Source organism: Wolbachia endosymbiont of Phyllotreta cruciferae (assembly GCF_918697765.1).
In the GTDB taxonomy this organism is placed as follows: domain Bacteria; phylum Pseudomonadota; class Alphaproteobacteria; order Rickettsiales; family Anaplasmataceae; genus Wolbachia; species Wolbachia pipientis.
The window spans coordinates 151233-176936 of sequence record NZ_OU953855.1 but is presented as its reverse complement, the minus strand read 5'-3'; the positions used below and the strand labels follow the sequence as shown (position 1 = coordinate 176936).

Below are 25704 nucleotides of genomic sequence, written 5' to 3'. Positions count from 1 at the left end.
CGGCTCCACAATGTAGTATTCACAGCATTTCCTATTTTGTATATAATGAGTAGCATATTCTTGGTTTTGGTAATGGATTAACTTGTAGATAGTGTATAAATTGCTTTGAATTCATACTCTTCTTCTGACTACGTCGGTTTATCCATTTATACGCTAGCTTGATTACCCGCCAGAAGAATTTATTCAACCACCGGTAATTTCCGCTAACTCCGAAGTAGTTATAGTGTCCTGTTAGTTTTGCTTTAAGTATTGACCACCAATCTTTAAGGTGAACTTTATTTCGAATCTTTTTCACCCATTCTTTGATTTCTTTAAGTTTTCTAGATAGATTTTCTTTCGAGGTTTTATGACCTACCATTACTCTACCTTTACGACTCCTTGTACCATAATGGGTGAATCCTAGAAAGTTGAAACTTTCCGTTTTTCGTTTCTCCCTTATTCCTTGTTGCCACTCCTTTTTGCCAAACTTTACTATTCTTGTTTTGTCTTCAGATATTTCCAGTCCAAATTTTCCTAGCCTTTGTTTCAGTGACTCTAAGAGTTCTCTAGCATCTTTTTCTCTTTCGCAGCAAATCAGGTGATCGTCTGCATACCTAACTAGCTCCATATAACCTTTAGATCTTAGCTTGAATTTCTTTTCAAACCACAAATCCAGCACATAATGCAACTATATATTAGCTAGTATAGGACTTACTATTCCCCCCTGAGGTGTGCCTAGTTCAGTTGCTTCATAATGTCCTGCTTCGACTACTCCTGCCTTAAGAAATCGTTTTACTAACCACAGTATGTTTGGGTCTGTTATCCGTTCTCTCAAGCATCTCATTAGCCATTTGTGCTGGACATTATCAAAGAATTTCTTGATATCAACTTCTACTACATAGTTAGTTGGTCTGTACATAACTGCTTTATTTAGTGCATTTACCGCTTGATGACAGCTTCTACCAGGACGAAAACCATATGAGTTATCCAGAAAGTTAGCTTCATAAATATTTTCTAATATCTTCTTCAGCATTATCTGGACTAACTTATCTTCTGTAGACGGTACTCCAAGCCCGCGTTTCTCTTTGCTTCCAGCTTTTGGTATATATACTCTTTTCACTGGTTGCGGTTGATATCGCTTTCTTTTCATACTATCCACCAGAGTGTTGAGCTTCTCTTCAAGATTTTCTCCATAAGCTTCTACTGTCACCTGGTCTATACCGCATGCTTTGTTATGCTTTAGCTCTTTATAACATTCAGCAAGATTCTCTGCGTTTATCAGATGAATTAACGATTAAATTTCAATCGTTTATCTTGCCTGGCTCTTACTGCTATCTGATTTAGTTTTCTTTGCACGTTATTCCAACCTCCGTTGTATTGGCATAGCAATTCCTAAACCAGTCACTATATTGCTGACCGCTTCCCCTTGTATGTGGCTTTCCCACACTCTGAGTACTATCAATCAGTCCGACTTCCTTTATATCTTCCGTCAGTACTCGCCTTTGTTGACTTGTTCCAACGTACCTTAATAGGAATACAAAGGATCTCCCAAGTTTACGTAAACTCCATCTCAACACGTGATACGGCCTCAGATCCCGATAGAGTGAGTGATAACTTGCCCTATTGTTACCCTTCTTGCTGTCTTCCACTATATGCAACGTGTCGACCTCTATGACATCGAGAATTTCGGGACTCAATACCTTCACTTTCGTTGTACCCTGTGTTGTCCATTCCACTAGCTTTACTACGCTCGTTACCTTACGCAGCATAGTGGTTTGTTCCAGCCTGCTGGCTAGGCTTTGCCTGGGTTGGATTTTCACCAACTGGACTTTACGCACTTTGCTTGGCGCACGCATGTTTCACCTAAAAAGGACACATTTTAAACTTCTTTGTTGAAATAAAATAGAAACAAAAGTGCTGTTTATTGCACTCTTTGGATAATTTAATGATAAAAAATTTAGAGAGAAATTTTATACACTATCGCTGATATTTTTCCTTAAGTTGACGCCATTGAATGATCAGCTCAGTAATAGCAAGTTTAGCAACTGTTCCGTATACGATATATAATTTTAATTATTTTTCAATTAGTGGCATTATCACAAATTTAGTTGCTATACCAATAGTTACATTAATTATTATTCCACTTGGAATAATTTATGTCTTATTGATTCCTTTAGGTATTGAATGGATTATAGCGCCATTTATAGAGCGCCCAATTGACAGTATCTTGTATATAACAAATGCAATCGCTAGTCTTCAGTATTTGGTTATTCCCATTCGTACTTTTCCTGCCTCATCAATTATTATAATAACATTTGGGTTATTGTGGCTGTGCTTGTGGGAAAGAAATTGGCGCTTCTTCGGAATTTTCTTTATTGTGCTGGGTATTTTCTCTAGTGCTATGTATAGAACTCCTGATATCTTGATAAAGGCTGATAATGTTGCTGTAAAAGAAAGTGATAACTTACTATATTCTCTCACCAGAAAAAATAGGAACTTTGTTGTCAAAACATGGGCGAAGCAAAATGGGCAGAACCAAATTTTGAATCATAAAAAATACAATAACTCAGATAAAAGGCTAAAGTGTAACGATTATGGCTGCATATATAATAAAGGAAATAATAAATTAGTGCTGCTAGCTTATAAAAAAGAAGATATTTCAGAAAATTGTGATAAAGTTGATTTAACAATTCAATTAAGTGCTTACTATTACCCACAAATATAAATGTTTGTTGCATAGCTCTTAATGGCATAACTTTTGCTTGAAATAACTGTTTATATGGTGCAATTTACAGCTTTTAGTTGCTAAAATTATAACTCTTAGTTTAATAATTTTAATCTAATAAGCTTTCAGGTTAATAAAATTAAATTATTTGAGTAAATACAATACTATGTTTTTATTTGTGGGTAATAGTAAGAATTAAGTGAATTCGACTATTCAGCTTGCAACGCTAAAATTATTAAACATGCTGATCTAGAAACGTATGGCACACATTCTGTTTGGTTAACAAATCGTTACGTAAAGATTAATACAGTGCGCTCCAATAGGCCTTGGCACATGTTGAAAAATTAAGAAACTTGATTTTAAGGTTTGGTTAATGTATACCTAAATAAGTTTAAACTAGAAAAATGTTATGGTTACAGACACTCAAGATCCTTTCAAAGACTATTTTGATTTTTTAGGATTTAGAAAACTTTCTGACCAGCCCAGTAGAATTTTGAGCTCTATAAGAAAGTATTCTGGTACTATATCGATAGCAAGTACCATTGCTACTCTTATAGCATTTACTACCTTTTCTATTCAGCCTGTTATAGTAAGTATTGCTGGATTTGCGTTCACGCCAGCACCTCTTGCCTTTATTCCTCTTGCAGTTTTCTTATTTACTGCTGTTATAAACTTTATAAATACACAAAAAATAAAAGAGAATGAGATAGATAAAAAAGTAGGAAACTATCAAGTTGATGAACAGTACAGCCAGATTGTTCAAGAAGCCGAAAAAATTGAAATTGTAACAAATTTAGATCGTAAGAGGAAAAAGCTTTCAATAGTTTTACCAATTTCTAAGACGCAGAGAAAAATACTAGAAGATATAGAAGCAGAAAATAGAAATAGGATTCTCTTGTTTACAGGATCATATGTATTTGGTGCTATTATAGTAGTTTCAGCAATATCACAATCCATTAATGCTCCAATAATATTAATAGCTTTATTAGTCGCTATTCTTTTATGCATCATATCAACACTTAGCAATCTAATAAGTAATAGCGTGGATCATGAAAATCATACTATTAGAAAACACAGTTCTTTAGGTCTTCTATTTCCATACTGGTCTGGAAAGGGCATGGTTGTATCAGTAGTAGAAAATAAGCTTGGTAAAAGGGAAAATGAACTAATATCTCTAATGAAAAAACTACTTAGTCCGCTTTGCAACTCATTTGACAGTAACCTTAAAAAAGCTTGCGATTTACTTGATAATAGTCTTTTAAAGCCTGCAAATATTAACATTAAAGAAACGCTTGATCACCTAAAAAAAATCAGAGAAGACATCAAAAAAGATTTAGATTGGCTACATGCAGAAATTTCAGAAGTTTTAAACAACACTAAAGAATTGACAAAAAAAGCACATTCACTAGATATTGAAGGTACTTTTTCTAGGTTAGAGAATGCTATTAAAATTGCTGAAGATAAAATTGAACGATTTGAACCAAGCCGCTTTGTAGGCTGGCTTCAATCAACTACGCAGTCTAATAATAACGAGTTCCTTAGCATGCTAAAAAAGTTAAAAGAGGATACAGAAGAGGAAAAAACGGAATTGAAGGAGCAATTAAACGTAGTAAGGAATGAATTAGAAGAAATAAAAAAGAAGCAAGCTCAACCAAGTACGCCTGATTTAGAAGCTAACAATGGAAATAATACTAATAAATTATTAGTATTAGAAAATAAAGTCAAAGAACTACGTGACACAGTTAGAAAGTTAGAGCTGGAAGCAGAACAAAATAAGCTGCAGCAAAAGAAGGAAAAGTTAGAGCAAAAAAAATCTGAACAAGAAAAAACAGATGAATGGAAAGAAAAAATCAACGGCAAACCAAGTGACTTTCTATATTATTTATTAGAATCTATTAAGCTGGAAGAAAAAGATAATAAAGAAAAAAAGGTTGAGGCAACATTACGAGATTTTGATAATAAAGTTACAATCTACTGGAAAGATGGCTCTCAAACAATTTGCCATATTAAAAAACAAGGTGATCTGCAAATTGAGTCTAGTGCAACAATGTTTACAGACCCAAATGTTCAAGCAGCATGGGAAATGGCGCGGGGTAAATCACTATAGATCACTCAATAATAACCTTAAGTGTTAATAATGATAAAGAGAAATTAAGGTTAGACACCTATATAGCTGAAAAATGCAACATATCACGCAGTAAAGCTCAAAGATTGATACAAAATGAGCAGGTGAAATTACTTGGCATACCGATAATTAATAATGATCACATAGTAAAACCAGGTGAAGAGTATATAGTACATCTCGTTCAACCTGACATATCCACATCAATTGAGCCTAATTATGACATAAAACTTGATATCGTCTATGAAGATGAGGACATTATAGTTCTGAGTAAACAAAGTGGATTAACAGTGCACCCAGGTGCTGGGACAAACAATGATACGCTTTTGAACGCAGTTATCGCTCACCTTAATGTAAGACCAGGAATTGTTCATAGACTCGATAAAGATACTAGTGGGCTAATGGTAATTGCAAAAAATGAAGCAGCCCATAGTTTTTTGTCTGAATTGTTATCGAATCGCAAAATAAAGCGGGAATACTTAGCAGTAGTTTGGGGAACATTATCTTCCCAGCAGGGAACTATAGAAACTAACATTGCTCCCAAACGCGGTAATAAAGAAATGATGTGTGTAACAAAAATCACAGGCAAATTAGCAATCACTCACTATTTAGTGCAAAAAGTTATAGGACAAGTAAGCCTCGTTAAATGCACTTTAGAGACAGGCAGAACACACCAAATTCGAGTCCACATGAGCCACATAGGACATTCCATAGTTGGTGATCAAGTTTATGGAAAAAATAGTAGTAAAAGCACAAAATATGCTAAAAACTCTAGTTTCATTCGTAATTTCAATAGACAAGCACTACATGCTTATACACTGGGCTTATACCACCCAAAAAGTAAGGGATACATGGAATTTGTCTCTGATTTACCGCAAGATATAAAAACTTTAATTGGTGAGTTTGACAACATATCTTAATAACATTCGTATTAACCTGTCAATATTATCATCCATGTTATCAGGAAGTTAATTAATGAAAGAAAAACTGCTGCACTACCTAGATCTTTCACCTTTTTTGAAAGTATGTGTTGTTCACTGGAAATACGCTCAATTGTCGTTTCAAAAGCAGTGTTAACAATTTCCACAATTAACACCAGGAATAGACTGCTTATCATTACTGCACGTTCTAGATTACTTACATCCAAAACAAACAAAATTGAGACACATACTATAAAAAGCAGTAACTCCTGTCTGAACGCAATTTCTGATATAAAAGCTGATTTTATTCCTTCACAAGAGTATTGAATTGCTTTTATTAGACGAATAATGCCCTTCTTCATTATTATTCACAAAACCCTTTAATCAAAATTTTAACTCATTTGGATTTGCTACACCCTATAGCATTTTTATCATTTGTTCACCCTATTGGTTTTGAAATTAAGATTTACCGCAACTACAATAAGTACTCTTATCATCACATTTTGGTGTTAAGTCAGGATAGAACGTGAGTATAGCATCATTCTTTCTTACAAACACTGATTGATAATCGTCATCTTCCATTTCATATAGACACATTCCATCTTTTCCTAATTCCTTAAACGCCTTAGTTGCAGAAATTATCGGCATGAAGGTTATATGCGTATCCATTTGGGCATTTAACTTTCACTTCCCCATCCTTACCTAAATATTTCATTCCAAATGTATAAACTGGCGGCTTAATATCTGATTTATTGCATAGGGACTTATCATTCCAAATTGCACCTGCCCATTTATCTTCTTGAGCTTCAACATATCTACCTACAAAATGCATACCACCTAGTTTATCGTTTGGCTCACCACAAAAAATATGTCCAAACCCTATAGTTTCTTTTTCACTTCCACTATTTGTAAACCAAATGTTAGCCAGTTCATCTTTAAGTAACTCCAAATCCGCATCTGGCGTAATCACTTATATATTCCTTTCACTACTTCTTGATGCTGCGGACAACTAAGTAAAATTTTGAAATCTTCTTTATCTGGATGTGCTCCCCAATCTCCACAAACTTTCAACACTCCTCTATCGAAGTCAGTTAATTCTGAAACGGTGGCTGGTTGTGAACTGAAAAATGGTTCAAAATTGACTTCAACATTTTCTTCTACATAGCCGGTGTGAAAATAATGATCCTTAATATAAAAAATAAATCCTATTATTGGTATTATTAAACACAAAATTAGTTTAACTGTCTTCGACATAATCACGTTCACAAAAAAGCTAGCCTATAAGAAATAATTTAAAAAAGTTTTAATCTAATCGTTTTTGCAGAGCAGCAACTCCCGGCATTTCATCGCCACTTAACCAATCTAAAAATGCTCCTCCACCAGTGGAAACATATGTAAAATCCTTATCGGTAAGGCCTGCAGCGCTTATTGCAGATAGACTATCGCCTCCCCCTATTATGCTGGTTAACTTTCCTTTGTGCGTTAAGTCACTTACGATTTTCATTACCCCTATTGTACCGCTTGCAAAAGCTGAATGTTCAAAAACACCAATAGGTCCATTCCACAGCAGAGTCTTACTGCTTGCTATTATACTGCTTATTGTACTCAAAGTTTGTGATCCGATATCCAAAATTATATCACCGTCCAAAATGGACTCAGTTTTTCTTGAAATACTAGTGCTGTAATCAGAGTTTACTGCAACCAGAACGTCTTCTGGCACAACTATTTTGCAATTGTTTTTATTTGCTGTTTCAACAATATTATGTAGAAGGTCGTCAACACCATTTTGAAAGAAAGATTTCCCTATATTTACTTTGCTAAATGACAAAAAATTGTTGGCTATTGCACCACCTAGAACTAGGTAATCAACCTTTTCTGTTAGCTTCATAAGCACTTTTATTTTAGTTGATATTTTAGCTCCCCCAACTATCGCAGTAATAGGTTTAGCTTTAAACGATACAGCTTTTTCAAGACACTTTAGCTCATCTTGCAAGCAAAATCCCGCATAAGAAGGTAAAAATTCTGTAATGCGTGAAATAGAAGCGTGAGCTCTGTGAGAGCAAGAAAATGCATCATTTACATATATATCCGCTAGAGATGCTAGTTGTTTGGCAAAATTTGAGTCACTTTGCTCTTCCTCTTTATAAAATCTTAGATTCTCTAGTAATATTATATCTCCTGCATCCATAACACTTACTGCTCTTTGTACTTTTTCACCAACGCAATCGTCAATGAATTTCACTTTTTTATTTAGTAACTGCGATAAAGTGTCAATTACATTTTTTAGCGACAGATTATTGTCTCTGGCCTTTGGGCGTCCAAAATGTGATATAATAATAATCTTTGCACTCGCATTCACTAAATACTGAATAGTAGGCAATGCTCTCAAAATACGAGTGACATCACGAATTTCTCCATCTTTTATAGGAACATTGAAGTCAACTCTGAGTAAGACGGTTTTATTGTGAAGATCACAATTTTCTATACTAGGTATGTTCATTACAAAATTGAAGCTATAAAGTCACTATACAGCAGTTTGATCTAAAGTAAAGTTTTAAGCTTACGAACGTTTAAGGAAATTTGCATGCCAAACGCTTGACACTGGAACCTTATCGTCATGCCACCACGAACCGTCATACCGCGATTCATTCGCGGTATCTCTAGATCCCGCTAACAAGCAGCGGGATGACGATTGTCAGGGTGTCATCCATAAGTGTTGAAAGTATCAAAAATAACGTGATATGAGATGATCAACGGCATGTAAATTACCTCCCGACAGTAAAACAATCGAACGTATAAAAGAGTCATTTAGATCCAATGTGAATTGCAGTAATGCTATTTTGAACCCATGTAGATTATTTTTGATTTTATAAACAAGAAATAACAAAGCCGTAATAATAATCATGTAAATATACACCTTCATGCCATTCATAGTATGGCTTAAAAAGTGCTTATATCCAAGATTTTGCTTTATAAATTTAAAGAACACTTCTATATCCCATCTGCGCCTATATAGCTCTGTTACTTCATAAGCTGGCATTTCAAACAAGTTTGTCAAAAACCATATTTCATCTCCAATTTTATTTCTGATTTTTATTAGCCGTAGATCATGCTTTTCTGCCACTTTACCTCGTGCACGATAAAGATTAACTATTATATCTTCTAAAATCTCTGATCCATCCGATTTTTGTTCTCTTATAACTTTGTTCCTGCTTATAACATCATGTTTTCTTCCTACTTTAACTCTTGTGATAAATTTGTACTCCTTTTCATCAAATTCGGCAAAAGTTCCAACTTTTCTGATTCCTCTATCAAATAATAAAATATCCTCTTTTTCAACTTTAGCTTCATTAATTGCTCTCACTAATGCTATATCTTCACTACTTTCTTCTTGTCCTTTACAAAATCTTATACTTGTCGGCAATTGATCCTTTAATCCTACACTCACTTTAACTTGACTGTCGTTACTTTTACCGCCTATTTTTAGCCCATCTTTTATGAGATATCCCGATAAATTTATGATCGTCGAATCAAACTTATGTAAGTTATTTGATGTTTTTTGGGGTAATAGCTTTTTAATCTTGCTCATCAAATCAATATATACTCCCTTAAAATATTCTGGATTTATAACTTTTAACCTTTTTGACAAACCACTGTATGTTACTGTACTTTTATCGCTATTCTTATCCATTATACACCTGTTTATTACCATTTCTAGCGCTCTTAGGCTTGTTTTTTGCCCCATTAATATTAACTTCATTAGACCTTTAAATATAATCTTGCCCAACAATTTAGTATTACATTTATCTACTTCACTTAATTTTCCTAGCCTTTCTAAATCCTCATCTTTTATTAAATTTAGTACTCTTTCTATTTGATCCATTATTGCCTCCATTTTCTTGCAATAATAGTTCTTTATGTCTTTTTTGTGTTACTTTCAACACTTATGGGGCACTGGCCTACTTAACCGTCATACCGTCGCGGTATCTCAGCCGCTAACAAGTAGCGGAATGACGATTTATCAAACGCTGCTTAATTTTCCGTAACAGTTGAAAAAATCAATAGAAAATCAATATATCACTATAAATTCACGTATTTTGAGGCTATAATGGTTAATACGCTATATGGTATAATATGGACGATTTTATCAGAGTTAAGGGCGCAAGGGAACATAATCTGCAAGGTGTAGACGTCAATATACCGAAAAATAAGCTAGTTGTTATAACTGGGCTAAGTGGTTCTGGCAAGTCTAGCCTTGCATTTGATACGATTTATGCAGAAGGCCAACGCCGGTACGTTGAAAGCCTGTCAGCTTACGCGCGTCAATTTCTCAACATTCAGGATAAACCAGATGTTGAGTCGATTACAGGTCTCTCTCCTGCAATATCTATCAACCAGAAATCGATCTCAAAAAATCCAAGGTCAACAGTTGGAACTGTTACCGAAATTTACGATTACTTGCGCTTAGTATATGCACGAATAGGAGTTCCTTATTCACCTGCAACTGGATTACCAATAACAAAACAAACGGTGTCTCAAATTGTAGATACTATAATTGCGTTACCTTTAGAAACTAAGATATATATACTTGCCCCTGTTGTGCGTGGTAGAAAGGGAGAACATCTTAAAGAGATATTGGAAATTAAAAGACAAGGTTACGTAAGGTTCAAAATAGATGGTGAAGTGTACAGTGTAGATGACTTGCCTAAACTCGATAAGAACAAGAAACACGACGTTTTTGTGGTTGCAGATAGAATATCAATATTGGGCGATATAGGAAATCGACTGCCAAGTAGTATAGAATCCGCACTAAAACTTGGTAATGGTCTAATGTATGTAGAAATAGTAAACCTACCTGACAACCATAATTCCGAGTATAAAAATGGTCAAATTCTGACTTTTTCAGAGAATTTTGCATGCCCCGAGTCTGGTTTCACTCTTGAGGAAATAGAACCAAGATTATTTTCTTTTAACAGCCCTTACGGTGCATGTGGTTCGTGTAATGGGCTTGGTAAAAAACTAAGTGTTGATATAAAGCTAATAGTACCGGATGAAACTCTTTCAATATCTGAGGGTGCTTTAAAGCCAGTGGGATCAATGTTCCGTCAAGTGCACACAGGTTATGGATTTCTAAAAAGTGCAATTCTATCACTGGCTGAAAACTACAAATTTAACCTTGATATTCCGTGGAAGAACATAGATCAAGAAGTAAAAGATATGATACTCTTTGGCTCTAATAAATTTCAAGGTTTGATCAGTATCTTGGAGAACCAGATGGATTATGATGAAACACTTGTTGAGCGATATTGCTCTGTCACTCACTGCAGAGAATGTACTGGCTATAGATTGAAAAAAGAAGCGCTTACAGTAAAAATTGATAGCAAACATATAGGTGAAATATCTAGGCTCAGCATCGATGAATCCCTTAAGTGGTTTGAAAATTTGCCAGACAAGCTCACAGAACAACAGAAGCAAATCTCAAATAAAATACTAAGTGAAATAATCAAGAGGCTAACATTTTTAAAGAATGTAGGGTTGAATTACCTAACGCTTGATCGAGAATCTAGCACTCTCTCTGGCGGCGAGAGTCAGAGGATCAGACTTGCTTCGCAAATTGGCTCAGGATTAACGGGGGTTTTATATGTTCTTGATGAACCCTCGATTGGCCTTCATCAATGTGATAATGATCGGTTAATTGCCACACTAAAAAACTTAAGAGACATGGGTAACACTGTAATCGTTGTTGAGCATGATGAAGATACAATAATGGCTGCTGATTATGCGATTGATATTGGTCCTGGAGCTGGCGTAAATGGTGGAAAAGTTGTTGCAGAAGGAACACCAGACCAGGTGCAAAGAAATTCGGGGAGCATAACAGGGCAATATTTGAGTGGAGAGAAAAAAATTTTAATTCCAAGGAGAAGAAAGCAAGCAACTCAGTTCATAAAAGTAATAAATGCATGTGAAAATAACTTAAAAAATGTGAGCGTTAAATTTCCTATAGGGAATCTTATTTGTGTTACTGGAATATCAGGAGGGGGAAAATCAAGTTTAGTCATAGAAACGTTATATAAATATTCAGCACATAAGATACATCATTCGTCTGCAAGGTATGGTCAGTGTGATAGAATAGAAGGCCTTGAATATATAGATAAAGTTATAGAAGTTGATCAGTCGCCAATTGGTAGAACTCCTGCGTCAAATCCAGCAACATATGTCGGTATGTTTACTCATATAAGAAATTGGTTTGCAGGTCTTTCGGAGTCAAAAGCAAGGGGGTATAATATAGGCCGGTTTTCATTTAATACCAGAGGGGGAAGGTGTGAGGCTTGTAAAGGTGATGGGCACTTAAAGATAGAGATGCATTTTCTACCGGACGTTTACGTGAAGTGTGAGCAGTGTAAAGGACGAAGGTATAATCGGGAAACATTGGAAGTTACTTATAAAGAAAAATCAATCTCTGATGTGCTTGATATGACGATAGATCAAGCTTGTGATTTTTTTGAAAACCTTCCAATGGTAAAAGAAAAGTTGGTTTCTTTGCAGGAAGTGGGGCTTGGCTATATAAAACTCGGACAGTCGTCAACAACGTTGTCTGGGGGTGAAGCACAACGAATAAAGCTGTCCAAAGAGCTATCAAAACGATTTACCGGAAGAACATTGTATATTCTTGATGAGCCAACAACTGGATTACACTTTGAAGATATAAATAACTTACTAAAAATACTCCATAGATTAGTCGATCTGGGAAACACTGTTATAGTTATCGAGCACAATTTGCACGTTATAAAAACTGCAGATTATATAATAGACATCGGACCAGAGGGCGGAATAAAAGGCGGAGAAGTGATTGCTACTGGAACTCCAGGAGAAGTGGCAAAAATTCCAGAAAGTGTTACAGGCAGGTATCTTAAAACGTATTTATTATAAACTATTTCTTAATTATATTAGGCTAGGTTGCATATTTATGATTTGGAGATAAGAATGTCAGTATATCGATACTTTAGAAGGTACGTTGAATATGGAGTTGTACCTGCTAAGAAAGCAGAAGATAACACACTAGTTCCAGAAAATAGTTTCTATAAATCTGTACGTTACGTTGATAATGTGCTAGGACCTGTGAAAGATGTAATTTGTGGAGTTGAGAGTAAAGACAATTATAACAAGTATTATCAAGATAATGATAAACGTGGGTCACAGGGCAGAGAAAGTGTATTCATTGTGTGCACTTGGTGCTATTTTAGCAGCCAACATAATATTGCAACCTTTATGTTTGATACTATAACTAAAGTGACTTAGGTTTACCGACGATTTGATAAACGACAAATTCGTCATCCCGCTGCTTGTTAGCGGGATCTAGAGATACCGCGGCGGTATGACGTAGGAAAACCTGACTTGCACTAGCTACAGCACTCAGCAGTGGCTCAGTTTGAACTATATTGAAATGAAATAAAAAGTGAAAGAGTGTAAGCTTAAGTTACTTTAGCTATACTATATAAATTATTTTATAATATATTTAATGAGTTGTGAACCTTCTCTTACTAAAAAAAGCTACAAATCTCATATTTCCAAGCGTATGCGTAAGTTGCGAATGTATCATTGATGAAAATCTTAATCTGTGTAGTGAATGCAACAAAAAAATCAATTTTCTAACTAAGCATTACTGCAATGTTTGTGGCGTAGTAATCTCAGACAATATTTATACGTGTGGTAAGTGCATCATCAATCCTCCACCGTTTAAAGTATTAAGATCAGTTTTTGCTTATGATCAACATAGTAGAAACATGATTATAAATTTCAAATTTTTTGATAATTTGAATTACGTAAAAATCTATGCAAAGTGGATACACCAAGCTAATCAGGATACATTTCAGAACGCAGAGGTCATAATTCCTATACCGTTACATAAAATGCGCTTGTTTAAACGTAAATATAATCAAGCAGCGTTGCTTGCAAAAGAGTTGAGTAAGTTGTCCAATTTATCCTATACGCCATTTGCAATAAAACGCCTTCGCCATACTGTGCCTCAAGCTGGTCTTTCACTTAAACAGCGTGAAAAAAACTTAAAGAAGGCTTTTAAAACAAGCAACAAGAAAATTATCAAAAATAAAATCGTGATATTAGTTGATGATGTGGTAACAACCGGAGCAACTGTAAGATCTTGCTCTCAGGAAATTTTAAACTCCGGTGCAAAAGAAGTGAGAGTGCTATCACTTGCAAGAACGGTGAATGATTGGACCTCTTGCATAAAAAATTAGCAGTCAGTATCATCCAAGTAGCTTGACTACTTGGATCTATTTTTTTCTAGATTCCAGCGCCAGCGTCACGCACATAGCTGTACGAACATTGTTTGCCAAGGAGGGTGTCATCCCAGTGCTTGACACTGGGATCCAGGAAAGTTTGCTTGTAAACTGATTTGTTGAGTATGAAAAATAGCTGATCTTATACTAAATTGATAAGGCTGCATAAAAAGCTAAATTCTAGCATCAGCTACTTTCATGACACCAATTCCTGCCATCCACTGGATCTATGCTCTTTTTTTCCTGGATCCCAGTGGGCTTTGTTGCATCGCTACTTATGAAAGGCTAACTATAGTTAGGATTATAAGCAACCTATTGAAAATCTTGTTTTTTTGCAATCAATCTGATCAAATTTAAGAATAGTAATTTGTTATTTATATTAATAAATTTAATTCTATTGAAAATAGCTAAAGCATTGAAATTCTTGAATTTTAGCCGGATTGGTAAATGGTAGTGAAATTTCTTTTACTCAAATTTAGGTATTCATTGACCGTTCTTGTTATAAATACCAGAATAATAAGCTACTGATATTCCCTATCTTTTTTATCTTTAATCCATCATAGCTAGCGATGCAACAAAGCCATCCCAGTGTCAAGCACTGGGATGACATCACTTTTGCTTCAATATTCGCACATTAGCGGAGGTAAGCCCATTGCGAAAATCAGTATGTTAAGGCATGATTTTTAATAACCTCAACATCGCTAAATTCAAAAGTTTGGTTGCCTATAATTTGAAATTTCTCATTTCCCTTTCCTGCAACTAGCAGAATCATACCCTCGTTATAGGCAATATCTACGCCTTTCTCTATAGCTTCTCTCCTACCTCCTATCTCCAGTGCATCAGGGCAATGTAGCAAAATATCGTGGCGAATTTTTGCCGGATCTTCATCACGCGGATTATCATCTGTAATTATTACTTTATCTGCATACATTTGTGCTATTTTGCCCATTTCTGAACGTTTCGTCTGATCGCGATTTCCACCGCATCCAAAAACTAGAATTATTTTTTTGTTGATATGCCATTTTAAAGACAATAGGGCTTGTTTAAGCGCACTTGGAGTATGAGCGTAATCCACGAATGCAAAAGGTTTCACTTTTTCCATTCTTCCTGGTGGAGAAATGAGTTTTTCTACGCATATTTCTCTGTAATTTAATCCAGATATACCGATTGCACATAGCAGATTATATGCTTGAAATTTTCCTAAAACTGGGAAAAATGTATTGTAAATTTGGTTATCAATTTTTACTGTAAGATGTTGACCATTAGGGGTTGGTGTTTGCTCTAATAAAGTAATATCAGAGCCTTTTTTTCCATAAGTCACAACTTTATTACTGCGTTTTTCAGCTATTTTAAGCAATGCGCCGTATTCATCTATATCCGCATTTAAAATCGCTGTTTTTCCTTCTGGTAATACTTCGTAAAATAACCTTTTTTTAGTTTCTAAATATCCACCAAGACTTTTATGGTAATCTAAATGATCTTGCGAGAAATTAGTAAAAGCTGCAGCACTCAACTTTAATCCATGGATTCTGTATTGATCAATCCCATGACTTGATGATTCCAACACTAAGTGTTCTACACTTATACCACGCAATGTTGCGTAAAGGTCTTCTGCACCTGGAGTGGTAAGGCTGTTGCTATTACCTTTTCTGCCATTATTGATGCATGTTCCAAGTGTTCCAATAGACGCAGCATTATAGCCAGAGTTTTGCCAGATCTGGCGGCAAAATTCTACTACTGAAGTTTTACCATTTGTACCAGTTACAGCAGCAACATATTTGGGCTGTTTGAATTGATAAAACCTGCTGACTATTTCGCTGTATATTTCTTGAGGGTTTAGGTGTTCAAGCACTGCAAAACCCGGAGTATTTGTCATGCAAGTAGCTGACACTGGAATCCAGTTTTTATTATACAATTGCTTAGTGTGTTCATTTACAATTAAATTTTCTGGATCCAAGTAGTCAAGCACTGGGATGACATCTTTCTTGGCCCCTTGTATCACAACGTCTACACAGTTGTGTACGTAACACTGTGATTCAGTAGGAAGGATATGGATTCCAGTATCGCATGTTGCGTATTCTTTACTCCTTTCTGACACACAAACAAAAAGATAACCTTCCTTGACTCTCTTGGGATTACATGTAACGCCCTTGATTTCAATATCAAAGTTAACATCAATAATGTTATGCAGTAATTCTCTCAGTTTCATCTGCCAGCTTTGATATTCAAACATGGCAGTCTTGCTAGTGCAGCATTTAAATCAGAGATCAAATCCTCAGAATCTTCTAGTCCACAAAATATCCGCATGAAACTTCCACCATAATCTGAATTCATTACAGATCTTGACATAGATCTACGATCTATTGGTAATATCAAACTGTCACACCCTCCCCAAGAAGCACCAATACTAAAAATTTTCATATGATCAACCATGCAGCTTAGTTCTTCACATGAATATTCTCTATCCAGTATTATACTAAATACGCTACTTGCTCCTTTGAAGTAACTTTTCCATAATTCGTGTTGAGGATGGGAGGGAAGTGCTGGATACAAAACTTTTTTGATTTTTGAATGTTTTTCTAGCCACTTTGCCACTTCCATTGCTGTATTTTGGTGCCTTGCCATACGTGCATGCAGTGTTCTTAGTCCCCTATGTGCAAGGTAGCAGTCGTGCGATTGAATGGTTACTCCATAATTTTTATAGCTCTCATAAAGCAATTTAAAAGTTTCACCTTCAGCAACCATAGCTCCCATCACTAAATCTGAGTGACCGGCTAGATACTTTGTCACCGCATATAGTGCAACATCAACTCCATAATCAAGCGGCTTAAATAACAAAGGAGTGGCCCATGAATTGTCACAAACGGTTACAATTCCACGTTCTTTAGCAACTTTTACTATATGCTCTATATTCGAAATCTCAAACGTTACAGAACCAGGAGTCTCGATCATTATCAATGAAGTATTACTCTGAATTAAATCAGTTATATCCTGTGTTGGATCATAAAAAGTTACTTCTGTTCCTCTTTTTGGTAGCTCATTTTCTGCAAACCTCCTAAGCCTATAATAACTATTATCTTGAATTAAAACGTGCGAGCCTGCTTTAGCGAAAGTTAGAATAGCAAAAGTAAGTGCAAATAGTCCGGAAGGATAAATAAGCGCTTGTCCACTCCCTTCAATTTCAGCCAGTGCATTTGAAAGATAATGAACAGTAGGAGTACCAACATTACTGTAGCTATAATCCCTTGCAACACCATCATTGATTACATCGTATATACTTTCTCCATTTGCTGCATTTAAGTAGTCCTTGTAAGTAGGGAATAATATGGTAGAAGAATGATAAACTGGCGGGTTCATGGAACCTTTATAGTCATTAAATTTTCTTCCTGCTTTAACTAATATAGACTCTTCCTTCACATTTTTATTATTTATTTTTTAAATTGTACTCATCTTGCGTATACAAGTGAAGAGAAATTGCATGTATTAGCTCTATCTCACCCTTCAATAACTCATAAATCAACTTGTGTCTTTTTAGAACGCTCATTCCAATAAAGCCGTCAGATATTAATATTAATTTAATGTGCGAAGGTAATGTTGAAGATGAAGCAAAATAATGATCAGCATGCTTTGCTGATTCATCGATAATGTTGATATCAATTACATCTATCGAATCGCGTATCTTTTCTTCTATTGTTTTAATAATATCCATAATGGTTTCTTTAAGCAACAATATGCTCCTCTTGTCATCCCAGTATCAGCTACTGGGATGACAATCGCAATTACTTATTCTCTTCTTTATTATCTATGTCTTGATAATCAGAATCTACTACTTTTTCCTCTTTATCATTTGGATTTCCTTCTGATGAAAAGCCATTTTCAGCACTATTTTGTTGAGATGCTTGATACATAGCTTCTCCAAGTTTCATAGATAATTGAGAAAGATTAGTGACTTTCTGCTGTATTGAATCAGCGTCATCAATGTTATCAGATTTACTAACTTCTTTTAATTCGTTAACTGCATTTTCAATAGCAGATCTATCTTCTGGTGAAACTTTATCACCATACTCTGTCAGAGACTTTTCTGTAGAATGGACTAAGCTATCCGCTTGATTCTTCACTTCAATAAACTTTTTGCGCTTTTCATCTTCTTGCGCTTTTTCTTCAGCTTCTTTTACCATGCGATTTATTTCATCATCAGATAAACCACCTGAAGATTGAATGCGTATTTTTTGCTCTTTTCCAGTAGCTTTATCTTTTGCAGAAACGTGTGCTATTCCATTTGCATCTATATCAAATGTCACTTCAATTTGTGGCCTTCCGCGCGGAGCAGGAGGTATCCCTTCCAAACTAAACTGACCGAGTAGCTTATTATCAACTGCCAGTTTTCTTTCACCCTGATGCACCTTAATTGTAACAGCTGTTTGGTTATCTTCTGCAGTTGAAAACACCTGAGATTTTTTAGTAGGAATTGTAGTATTACGCTCAATAAGTGGAGTGAATACTCCTCCTAGAGTTTCAATACCAAGAGAAAGTGGGGTCACATCAAGTAGTAACACATCTCTTACATCACCTTGAATGATCCCCGCCTGTATTGCAGCTCCAATTGCTACAACTTCATCAGGGTTAACTCCTCTATGTGGATCTTTGCCAAAGAATTCTTTAACTTTCTCTATGACTTTTGGCATACGAGTCATGCCACCAACAAGAACCACTTCGCCAATTTGACTAGCAGATAAACCAGCATCCTCAAGAGCTTTTTTACAAGGAGCCATAGTTCTTTCGATTAAATCATTCACTAAGCTTTCAAGTTTTGCTCTCGTTAATTTCATATTTAAGTGTTTTGGACCACTTGCATCAGCTGTAATAAACGGTAGATTTATTTCCGTTTCCATTGCACTTGATAATTCAATTTTCGCTTTTTCAGCAGCTTCTTTGATTCTTTGCATAGCCATTGGATCATTTTTCAAATCAATGCCATTACTTTTCTTGAATTCATCTAGTAAATAACTCACTACTCCATTATCAAAGTCTTCACCTCCAAGATGGGTATCACCGTTTGTTGCTTTCACTTCGAAAACTCCATCACCTATTTCAAGTATTGAAACGTCAAATGTACCACCACCAAGGTCATATACTACTATTGTGTGCCCATGTTTCTTATCAAGACCATAAGCAAGTGCTGCAGCAGTCGGTTCATTTACTATTCTGAGTACATTTAATCCGGCAATTTTTCCTGCATCTTTTGTTGCTTGACGTTGAGAGTCGTTGAAGTATGCTGGCACTGTTATCACAGCATCTTTTACTTCCTCTCCAAGATAAGCTTCTGCTGCCTCTTTCATGTTTTGTAGTATAAATGCACCAATTTGACTAGGAGAATATTCTTTATTATCAGTTGTTTTAACCCATGCATCACCACTTTTTGCTGCAAATACTTTGTATGGTACACTTAGATTTTTCATCTCAGGATCACTATATTGACGGCCTATTAATCTCTTAGTAGCAAAAAAGGTATTACTTGCATTGGTGGTTGCTTGCCTTTTTGCTGGAGCACCAATCAACCTTTCTCCTGAAGAAGTCAATGCAACTATAGATGGAGTAGTTCTTGCCCCTTCTTTATTTTCTATTACCTTTGTATCCTTGCCCTGCATTATTGCAACACAAGAATTTGTTGTTCCGAGATCTATGCCTATTGCTCTTCCCATAATGAGTACCCCATTGTAAATATTATCTGATATAAGAATATATAAGTATAGGGCTCATTAATTACAAGCCCAATTTAGGTTTCTAATTAGTTATTAGAACTTAAAAGGCGCGAAAGCCACTTAGTCAGCCAAAAATTGCCTCGTAGTTTATTTGAATTATCAGCTTCTTCATTGCTGCTATCCCCAATTTGGTATCCAGAGTTCTGTAATGGCTTATAACCGTTTAAATTAACATCATCTCCTTGTTTTAAAACAAATGTATTTATATCTAAACTGTTATCAATACTAACGTTCAATGTAATATTAAACTCTTTTTCGATTGTAGAAACTGTATTGCGTTTGTTATTAAAAATGTGCGCTATAACTGCACTGTGTGCTACTAAATCAAAAGACTTATTTCGATTCTTGTTAGCAATATATTGTAAATCCCTTAGTATTGATGAAACAATTACTTCGTTTGATTTTACTCTTCCAGTACCTTTGCAGTGTAAACACTCTGTAGTATTAATTTCTTGTATGTTTGGTTTAATTCTTTGTCTTGAAAATACCATTAAACCAAAGTCACTTATGTAGCTAAATTGAACTTTAGCTTTATCATCTTTAAACGCTTGCTTTATAGCAGACTCAACAGCTCTGCAATACTGATATTTCAACATATCAATAAAATCGACTACTATTAATCCTGATAGGCCCCTAAGATTCACCTGTCTTGATATTTCAGGTACTGCTTCCATGTTGGTTCTATAAGCTGTTTCTTCTATGCTATCTTCTCCTGTCATCTTTCCTGAATTCACGTCTATCGAAACAAACGCCTCAGTTAAAGTTATTATCAAAGACCCACCAGATGGCAATTCTACTCTATTGCTATATAACTCAGAAATTTGATCTTCGATTCCGTAGTAAGTAAAGATCGGAGCATAACCTCTATACAATCTATAGCGCAACTTACTACCTTTTAGTGCATTGTTAGCATATTGCCTAACTGCCTCAAAAGCTTCCTTTCCAGACACTATAACTTCTATACCATCGCTACAAAAATCACGAACAGATCTCATAATTACATCTGCTTCATTGTAAATTAATGATGGAACGTTTACAGAGAAGGCATTTTTTTGAATGCTCTGCCATAATGAGGATAAGTAATTGTAATCCTGCTCAATTTCTTTCTTATTTTTTCCTGAACCAACAGTTCTTACTATTAAACCTGACCTTTTTGGCAAGTTTATTGAACTCAGTATCTCCTTTAACTGCTTTCTGACATTAGCATCTTCAATTCTGCGAGACACTCCACCTTTACTCATGGAATTTGGCATGAAAACACAGTATCTACCCACTAAAGTTATGTATGTTGTAAATGAAGCTCCTTTATTGCCTCGTTCCTCTTTAGTTAGCTGAACCAATACTTTTTGATTTACTGAAATAACATCTTGTAATTTGTATTTTTTATATAAAGGTACCTCTCTTACAAAACCACTACCTGACTCGTTGACATTCTTACTAGCTGCAGAATCTGAAGAGACATTTGCTATGGTATCGTTCCCTTTTTCTGTATAATCGTCATTTGAGTAGCTCTCAAAGATAGTTTCCTTTTCTTTTTCTGGAATATTGAAGTAATCTAGAGATATCTCGGAAAAAGACAAAAAACCTTGCTTATTTTTTCCATATTCGATAAATACGGCTTGCAAAGAAGGCTCTATACGCTTTATATAAGCAACGTATATATTACCTCTTAATTGTTTTTTTTCCTTGAATTCTTGTTCAAATTCTACAACCTTATTATTAACTGACAAGGCAACTCTTACCTCATTAGAACAGGTGGAATTTTCTATCAATAATAACCTTTTACCACTATTTACCACTTATTTACCGTTTGCTTTTCATTCTGAAGTTAACTTCATGCTACTTAATGCACTGTTGATTGTCAAGAATTTTACGATCTGCATTATTCGGTTGACTTTTAGTGTTTTGCGTAATAAACTCGCATAGAATTTATTATATCATTATAAGTATGGCGAAAAAAAATGCTTCTTTGCTCGTTAAGTTAGTTAGCACTGCAATCAAGACAACAAAAACTGGTGAAGAAAAATCAACAGGTTATTTTTATGTAAAAAAGCGTAATCCAAAAAAGCTTACCAAAAAACTGGAGTTTAGGAAGTATGACCCAGTAGTCAGAAGGCATGTGTTATTTAAAGAAGAAAAACTAAAGTAATTTTTTTATAAGGGATTTTATTATTATGCAAAATTTACAATTAAGTTATCCTATAATAGTAGAGTTGGGGGATGTGAAAGATACAAAACTGAAATTAATAAAGGTCATTGCACAATTAATAAGTAAGAAGTACACAACACAGAAAAAAGCAGCAAACGCTCTAAAGATTGATCAACCTAAAGTATCTCAAATCAATAGGTCAAAAATCGAAGGGTTCTCCTTAGAATACTTGCTTAACTTATTGATTGTATTGGGCCAAGACATAAACGTAAGAATAAAGCATAATTCTAAACCTGCATAATATGTAAAGGACAAATAAATGCAGAACAATAAAACAGTAAGCTAAAAGGGAACTTATTACTCAACAAAACAAGACTTAAAATTTTGTGCAATGTTATTGATTATAGCTAGATATGCATCTTTTCCAGGCTCTATGTCTGATCCAATAGGATCAAGAACTACCATTTTTGCGTCATTAGAAAGAGCATTAGGCTTTATGCTGTCTTCCTGTGAATGAGCAAATATACATTTAACGTTTTCTTCCTTCATTATCTTTTTTAGCTTCATTAAACTCCTCATACCTATGTAAGAATCCTCTTCTATGGAAAGAATGGCGCTTGGGTGATTTAAACCAAAATATTTTTCAAAATATTGATAAGCATCGTGAGTGACGATATATTTTTGATTTTTAAAATCATTCAGTTCTTTCATGATTTCTTTTACTTCTTGGTCTATTTTTTTTATAGCTTTTGTTGCATTAGAGTTGTATCGATGGGAATTTTCTTTATCTATGTTAGACAATGTTGCACTTACAGAAAGTATCATGCTCTTTGCATTTTCGGGACTCAGCCAAATGTGTAAATCTTTTTCATCTTTAATGTGAGTAATTTTTCTAGAAAATGAATGTGGCCGAGTAGGAAGTAGGTTGATTGCCTTTGACAATTGCACTAGTTCTTTATTATTTTTGGCGAAAGTTTGAACAAACGTCTCTAAGTTATCGTCAACATAAAATATAACGTCACTTGATTCTAAATTACTCGCATCAGATGGCTTTAATATATAATTATGCGCAGATGTTGCATAGCCAAGCAATTCCGGTTCTAAAATCCCTTCTGTAATAGAAGCTACAAGTGAGTGGATAGGTTTGATTGTAGCTACAACTTTTAAATTGGATGAAAAGGCGATATTATAGTATAGTGTAAATGAAAGTAATAGAAAAAAAGTCAGTAAATGTCTCATATAAACGTTGAGAAGAAGTTAAATTTTGTCAATAAATTGAATAATGTCAATAATCGTGTTCTAAAAATAGAAAATCTTGCTCTCACATATGATGGTAAAAGAATCCTTGACAATATCAATATGTTCATGGAAAGAGGAGACATAATTACAATACTTGGTCCAAATGGTGGAGGTAAAACCTCTTTAGTGAAAGCAATTGCTGGCATAAATAAAAGCTGTACCGGTAATATCGTATTTGCTGACAACATAAAAATTGGCTATATGCCGCAAAATTTTAGTATTAGTAATTTGATGCCAATAACAGTTGAATATTTCCTTTTAAATAGCTCCTTGAAAAGACTAAAGAAAAATCAATCCATTATTACAGAAACGATAGAGTTGGTTGGTATCGGTAACATTTTGAAGAATCAAGTGTTAGAAATTTCTGCAGGGCAAACACAATTATTGCTACTTGCACGTTGTTTAATTGCAGAGCCTGACTTGATCATTCTAGATGAACCAGTTAGTGCAATGGATATTAACGCGCGGGCTAAATTTTATGATATTATAAATAAAATAGCAAAAAAACGATTGGTATCGATTCTTATGACTTCTCATGATCTTAACTCTGCTCTACCATCCTCAGATTACATAATTTGTATAAATAATACTATCTATTGCCAAGGCAAGCCTGATGAGATTATGAAAAATAGAACCCTAAATGAAATATTTAGCAGTTACGCAGCGAAATGATTCAAAATATTTTGCGTCTTCTGCACATAACTACGGTGCTGACGCGTTACAATATATTACCTTATTTACTTCCACCATCAAAAAAATCAATAAATAAAATACAAGGCCACAAGCTAAAGTGTGCTCTTGAAAAATTAGGTCCGGTGTTCATTAAGTTTGGGCAGTCTATCTCATCACGTACTGATGTTTTAAATGAAGATATAACAAATAACTTGTTATTGATATGTGATAGATTGCCATCATTTTCACATAAAATAGCAGTTAAAACTATAGAAAGTGAGTTTAATTGTAAATTGAGCGACATTTTTTCAAGCTTTTCTGAAAAGCCAATTGCAGCAGCATCGATTTCTCAGGTGCATAGAGCGGTTACAACTGAGGGTAAGGAAGTTGCTGTGAAGGTTTTAAGGCCAAATATTGAGAAAACATTCTCAAGAGATATAAAAATGCTTTCTTGGCTTGCAGAAATTGCAGAAAAATTTAGCGAACAATCAAAAAGGCTGAGGCCAATTGAATTAGTTAAAACTTTTGCTGAAATTTGCCGATTAGAGTTAGATCTACGTTTTGAAGCTGCTCACTCTTCGGAACTAAAGAAAAACACAAAAAATGACAGAGGTTTTTATGTACCTGAAATAGATTGGAATAGAACTGCAAAAAAGGTTTTAACATTAGAATGGATAGAAGCAACGCCAATATACGAAGTTGAAAAACTGAATAATCATAAGCAAATAGCTATCAATCTTATAGAATCGTTTTGTAATCAGGTATACAGGGATTGTTTTTTTCATGCTGATATGCATCCTGGAAATCTAATGGTTGATAGTAATAACAATATTATTGCTCTGGATTGTGGAATCATGGGTAGAATAGATCGTGAGACATGCTATTACGTTATAGAGATACTCAAAGGCTTTTTAAATCGGGATTATGATCACGTTGCAAAAATGCACTTTAAAGCTGGTTACGTTTCATCACAGCATAGAAATTTTGTCACAGCTTGCAGGGCAATAGGTGAACCCATTATTGGGCAGCCTATACAGAAGATTTCATTTGCTAGTTTACTTGCTCAGCTATTAAAAATAACTGGTGATTTTGATATGAAAGTTCAAACACAATTGTTATTGCTGCAGAAAACTATGATTTTACTGGAAGGGACATGTAGAAAGATCTACCCAGAAATCAATATGTGGAAAGTAGTTGAAGCGTGGATAAGCAGTCAACATGAAAGTAAAATAGGGTATAGGGAAAAAATTAGAAGTTCTTATCCTGTAAAAACAATCCAAGGGATATTTAGCCTTATAGAAAAATTAAACCTAATAGCTGATAAAAAATTAGAAAACATCCAAATTAAAAATAAATCAAATGGAAAAGTCTATTTTTTATTGTGGTTTGTAATTATAATTCTAATCGTTAAACTTTTAATTTCTTAAACTATGGGAAAAAACTGCGTCAAATCCAATTTTTATTCAACTTAATTTTTAATCTGCAGGAGCCGAGTTGAGAATGTCCAATTTTCCACTTTCTTTATGTATCTGTTCAGCCAATGGCGTCAACTTAAGAACTTTCATTAGCAAACTCTCCTAAAGACATGATGGCGTTTGGGCTTATCTACCTTATCGCGGCTATACAATCGTCCCGGTCGGATTTTAACTCTTACTTTTACCCACAATTTTGAGAGGTTATGATGTGAAGCATAACCTCTCAAAATTGTGGGTAAAAGTAAGGGTTTGATTGCATTGCTCATTAATAAATAATATAATAAATCCTGCTAAAAGTCAA

At 34.7% G+C, this 25704-nt stretch carries 18 protein-coding genes and 4 pseudogenes; 10 read left to right on the top strand and 12 right to left on the bottom strand.

Features of this window, described 5'->3' with window-relative positions; genetic code table 11:
- Nucleotides 1-31 precede the first annotated feature (31 nt).
- Nucleotides 32-1129, bottom strand: a pseudogene (gene ltrA, locus NL281_RS09060) (group II intron reverse transcriptase/maturase).
- A gap of 864 nt (nt 1130-1993) precedes the next feature.
- Between ltrA and NL281_RS00845 the strand changes: the two are divergent.
- The 3 genes and pseudogenes from NL281_RS00845 to NL281_RS00835 all read left to right on the top strand — a co-directional run.
- Nucleotides 1994-2692: pseudogene (locus NL281_RS00845) on the top strand (ComEC/Rec2 family competence protein); the annotation flags it as partial.
- Nucleotides 2693-3113: 421 nt separating this feature from the next.
- Nucleotides 3114-4811, top strand: a complete 1698-nt coding sequence (locus NL281_RS00840; RefSeq protein WP_253303416.1) for an MraY family glycosyltransferase — start codon at nt 3114-3116, stop codon at nt 4809-4811.
- Complete coding sequence (locus NL281_RS00835) at nt 4802-5746, top strand: RluA family pseudouridine synthase (RefSeq protein ID WP_253303694.1); 945 nt, start codon at nt 4802-4804, stop codon at nt 5744-5746. Before NL281_RS00840 ends, NL281_RS00835 begins: the two co-directional genes overlap by 10 nt.
- A gap of 11 nt (nt 5747-5757) precedes the next feature.
- Here the strand turns inward: NL281_RS00835 and NL281_RS00830 are convergent, their stop codons facing one another.
- The 4 genes and pseudogenes from NL281_RS00830 to NL281_RS00810 all read right to left on the bottom strand — a co-directional run bounded on the left by NL281_RS00830 (nt 5758) and on the right by NL281_RS00810 (nt 9641).
- The gene (locus NL281_RS00830) at nt 5758-6108 is read right to left on the bottom strand and encodes a diacylglycerol kinase (RefSeq protein WP_151807638.1); all 351 of its coding nucleotides are present in this window, start codon (nt 6106-6108) and stop codon (nt 5758-5760) included.
- Nucleotides 6109-6205: 97 nt separating this feature from the next.
- Nucleotides 6206-7000 (bottom strand): annotated as a pseudogene (locus tag NL281_RS09055) (EndoU domain-containing protein).
- A 49-nt stretch (nt 7001-7049) separates the two neighbouring features.
- Entirely contained in the window at nt 7050-8246 is a 1197-nt protein-coding gene (locus NL281_RS00815; protein ID WP_253303413.1) for a phosphoglycerate kinase, read from the bottom strand.
- Between the two features lie 225 nt (nt 8247-8471).
- Nucleotides 8472-9641 carry an IS4 family transposase gene (locus NL281_RS00810; RefSeq protein WP_253303197.1) on the bottom strand — a complete coding sequence of 390 codons (1170 nt, stop codon included), beginning with the start codon at nt 9639-9641 and terminating at the stop codon, nt 8472-8474.
- Nucleotides 9642-9880: 239 nt separating this feature from the next.
- On the opposite strand from NL281_RS00810, the gene uvrA reads away from it, so the two are divergent.
- The 3 genes from uvrA (at nt 9881) to NL281_RS00795 (ending at nt 14004) form a co-directional block, all read left to right on the top strand.
- Complete coding sequence (uvrA, locus tag NL281_RS00805; RefSeq protein ID WP_253303412.1) at nt 9881-12676, top strand: excinuclease ABC subunit UvrA; 2796 nt, start codon at nt 9881-9883, stop codon at nt 12674-12676.
- A gap of 54 nt (nt 12677-12730) precedes the next feature.
- Nucleotides 12731-13045, top strand: a complete 315-nt coding sequence (locus NL281_RS00800; protein ID WP_010082388.1) for a hypothetical protein — start codon at nt 12731-12733, stop codon at nt 13043-13045.
- A gap of 227 nt (nt 13046-13272) precedes the next feature.
- Complete coding sequence (locus tag NL281_RS00795) at nt 13273-14004, top strand: ComF family protein (RefSeq protein WP_253303411.1); 732 nt, start codon at nt 13273-13275, stop codon at nt 14002-14004.
- A 703-nt stretch (nt 14005-14707) separates the two neighbouring features.
- Here the strand turns inward: NL281_RS00795 and murE are convergent.
- From murE to NL281_RS00770, 5 genes and pseudogenes are all read right to left on the bottom strand, one after another.
- On the bottom strand, nt 14708-16255 hold the full coding sequence (gene murE / locus NL281_RS00790) for a UDP-N-acetylmuramoyl-L-alanyl-D-glutamate--2,6-diaminopimelate ligase (RefSeq protein WP_253303410.1): 1548 nt from the start codon (nt 16253-16255) through the stop codon (nt 14708-14710).
- Nucleotides 16230-17463: pseudogene (gene metC, locus NL281_RS00785) on the bottom strand (cystathionine beta-lyase). Before metC ends, murE begins: the two are co-directional and overlap by 26 nt.
- A gap of 7 nt (nt 17464-17470) precedes the next feature.
- Nucleotides 17471-17755: a BolA family protein gene (locus tag NL281_RS00780; protein WP_077188332.1), complete on the bottom strand. Its 285-nt coding sequence runs from the start codon at nt 17753-17755 to the stop codon at nt 17471-17473.
- Between the two features lie 70 nt (nt 17756-17825).
- Entirely contained in the window at nt 17826-19748 is a 1923-nt protein-coding gene (gene dnaK, locus NL281_RS00775) for a molecular chaperone DnaK (protein ID WP_012673300.1), read from the bottom strand.
- A gap of 86 nt (nt 19749-19834) precedes the next feature.
- Complete coding sequence (locus NL281_RS00770; protein ID WP_253303408.1) at nt 19835-21607, bottom strand: Rne/Rng family ribonuclease; 1773 nt, start codon at nt 21605-21607, stop codon at nt 19835-19837.
- Between the two features lie 149 nt (nt 21608-21756).
- Here NL281_RS00770 and rpmG point away from each other — a divergent pair, with 149 nt between their 5' ends.
- A complete protein-coding gene (gene rpmG, locus NL281_RS00765; protein WP_015589280.1) occupies nt 21757-21957 on the top strand; it encodes a 50S ribosomal protein L33 in 201 nt (66 codons plus the stop codon).
- Nucleotides 21958-21982: 25 nt separating this feature from the next.
- On the top strand, nt 21983-22258 hold the full coding sequence (locus tag NL281_RS00760) for a helix-turn-helix domain-containing protein (protein WP_010082632.1): 276 nt from the start codon (nt 21983-21985) through the stop codon (nt 22256-22258).
- A 56-nt stretch (nt 22259-22314) separates the two neighbouring features.
- Here NL281_RS00760 and NL281_RS00755 read toward each other — a convergent pair whose 3' ends face one another.
- The gene (locus NL281_RS00755; RefSeq protein ID WP_012673303.1) at nt 22315-23196 is read right to left on the bottom strand and encodes a zinc ABC transporter substrate-binding protein; all 882 of its coding nucleotides are present in this window, start codon (nt 23194-23196) and stop codon (nt 22315-22317) included.
- Between NL281_RS00755 and NL281_RS00750 the strand changes: the two genes are divergently transcribed.
- Both NL281_RS00750 and ubiB read left to right on the top strand, forming a co-directional pair.
- On the top strand, nt 23188-23928 hold the full coding sequence (locus NL281_RS00750; protein WP_006279528.1) for a metal ABC transporter ATP-binding protein: 741 nt from the start codon (nt 23188-23190) through the stop codon (nt 23926-23928). The genes NL281_RS00755 and NL281_RS00750 overlap by 9 nt on opposite strands.
- On the top strand, nt 23925-25355 hold the full coding sequence (ubiB, locus tag NL281_RS00745; RefSeq protein ID WP_236514429.1) for a 2-polyprenylphenol 6-hydroxylase: 1431 nt from the start codon (nt 23925-23927) through the stop codon (nt 25353-25355). The genes NL281_RS00750 and ubiB overlap by 4 nt, the downstream gene beginning before the upstream one ends.
- Nucleotides 25356-25492: 137 nt before the next feature.
- Here the strand turns inward: ubiB and NL281_RS00740 are convergent, their stop codons facing one another.
- Entirely contained in the window at nt 25493-25669 is a 177-nt protein-coding gene (locus NL281_RS00740; protein ID WP_253303407.1) for a hypothetical protein, read from the bottom strand.
- Nucleotides 25670-25704 lie beyond the last annotated feature (35 nt).

Bases quoted from the DNA above. Each gene is read 5' to 3' on its own strand.
- NL281_RS00840 (WP_253303416.1), top strand. From the start codon at position 3,114: ATGGTTACAGACACTCAAGATCCTTTCAAAGACTATTTTGATTTTTTA.
- NL281_RS00830 (WP_151807638.1), bottom strand. From the start codon at position 6,108: ATGAAGAAGGGCATTATTCGTCTAATAAAAGCAATTCAATACTCTTGT.
- NL281_RS00815 (WP_253303413.1), bottom strand. From the start codon at position 8,246: ATGAACATACCTAGTATAGAAAATTGTGATCTTCACAATAAAACCGTC.
- NL281_RS00810 (WP_253303197.1), bottom strand. From the start codon at position 9,641: ATGGAGGCAATAATGGATCAAATAGAAAGAGTACTAAATTTAATAAAA.
- uvrA (WP_253303412.1), top strand. From the start codon at position 9,881: ATGGACGATTTTATCAGAGTTAAGGGCGCAAGGGAACATAATCTGCAA.
- NL281_RS00800 (WP_010082388.1), top strand. From the start codon at position 12,731: ATGTCAGTATATCGATACTTTAGAAGGTACGTTGAATATGGAGTTGTA.
- murE (WP_253303410.1), bottom strand. From the start codon at position 16,255: ATGAAACTGAGAGAATTACTGCATAACATTATTGATGTTAACTTTGAT.
- NL281_RS00780 (WP_077188332.1), bottom strand. From the start codon at position 17,755: ATGGATATTATTAAAACAATAGAAGAAAAGATACGCGATTCGATAGAT.
- dnaK (WP_012673300.1), bottom strand. From the start codon at position 19,748: ATGGGAAGAGCAATAGGCATAGATCTCGGAACAACAAATTCTTGTGTT.
- rpmG (WP_015589280.1), top strand. From the start codon at position 21,757: ATGGCGAAAAAAAATGCTTCTTTGCTCGTTAAGTTAGTTAGCACTGCA.
- NL281_RS00760 (WP_010082632.1), top strand. From the start codon at position 21,983: ATGCAAAATTTACAATTAAGTTATCCTATAATAGTAGAGTTGGGGGAT.
- NL281_RS00750 (WP_006279528.1), top strand. From the start codon at position 23,188: ATGTCTCATATAAACGTTGAGAAGAAGTTAAATTTTGTCAATAAATTG.
- NL281_RS00755 (WP_012673303.1), bottom strand. From the start codon at position 23,196: ATGAGACATTTACTGACTTTTTTTCTATTACTTTCATTTACACTATAC.
- ubiB (WP_236514429.1), top strand. From the start codon at position 23,925: ATGATTCAAAATATTTTGCGTCTTCTGCACATAACTACGGTGCTGACG.
- NL281_RS00740 (WP_253303407.1), bottom strand. From the start codon at position 25,669: ATGAGCAATGCAATCAAACCCTTACTTTTACCCACAATTTTGAGAGGT.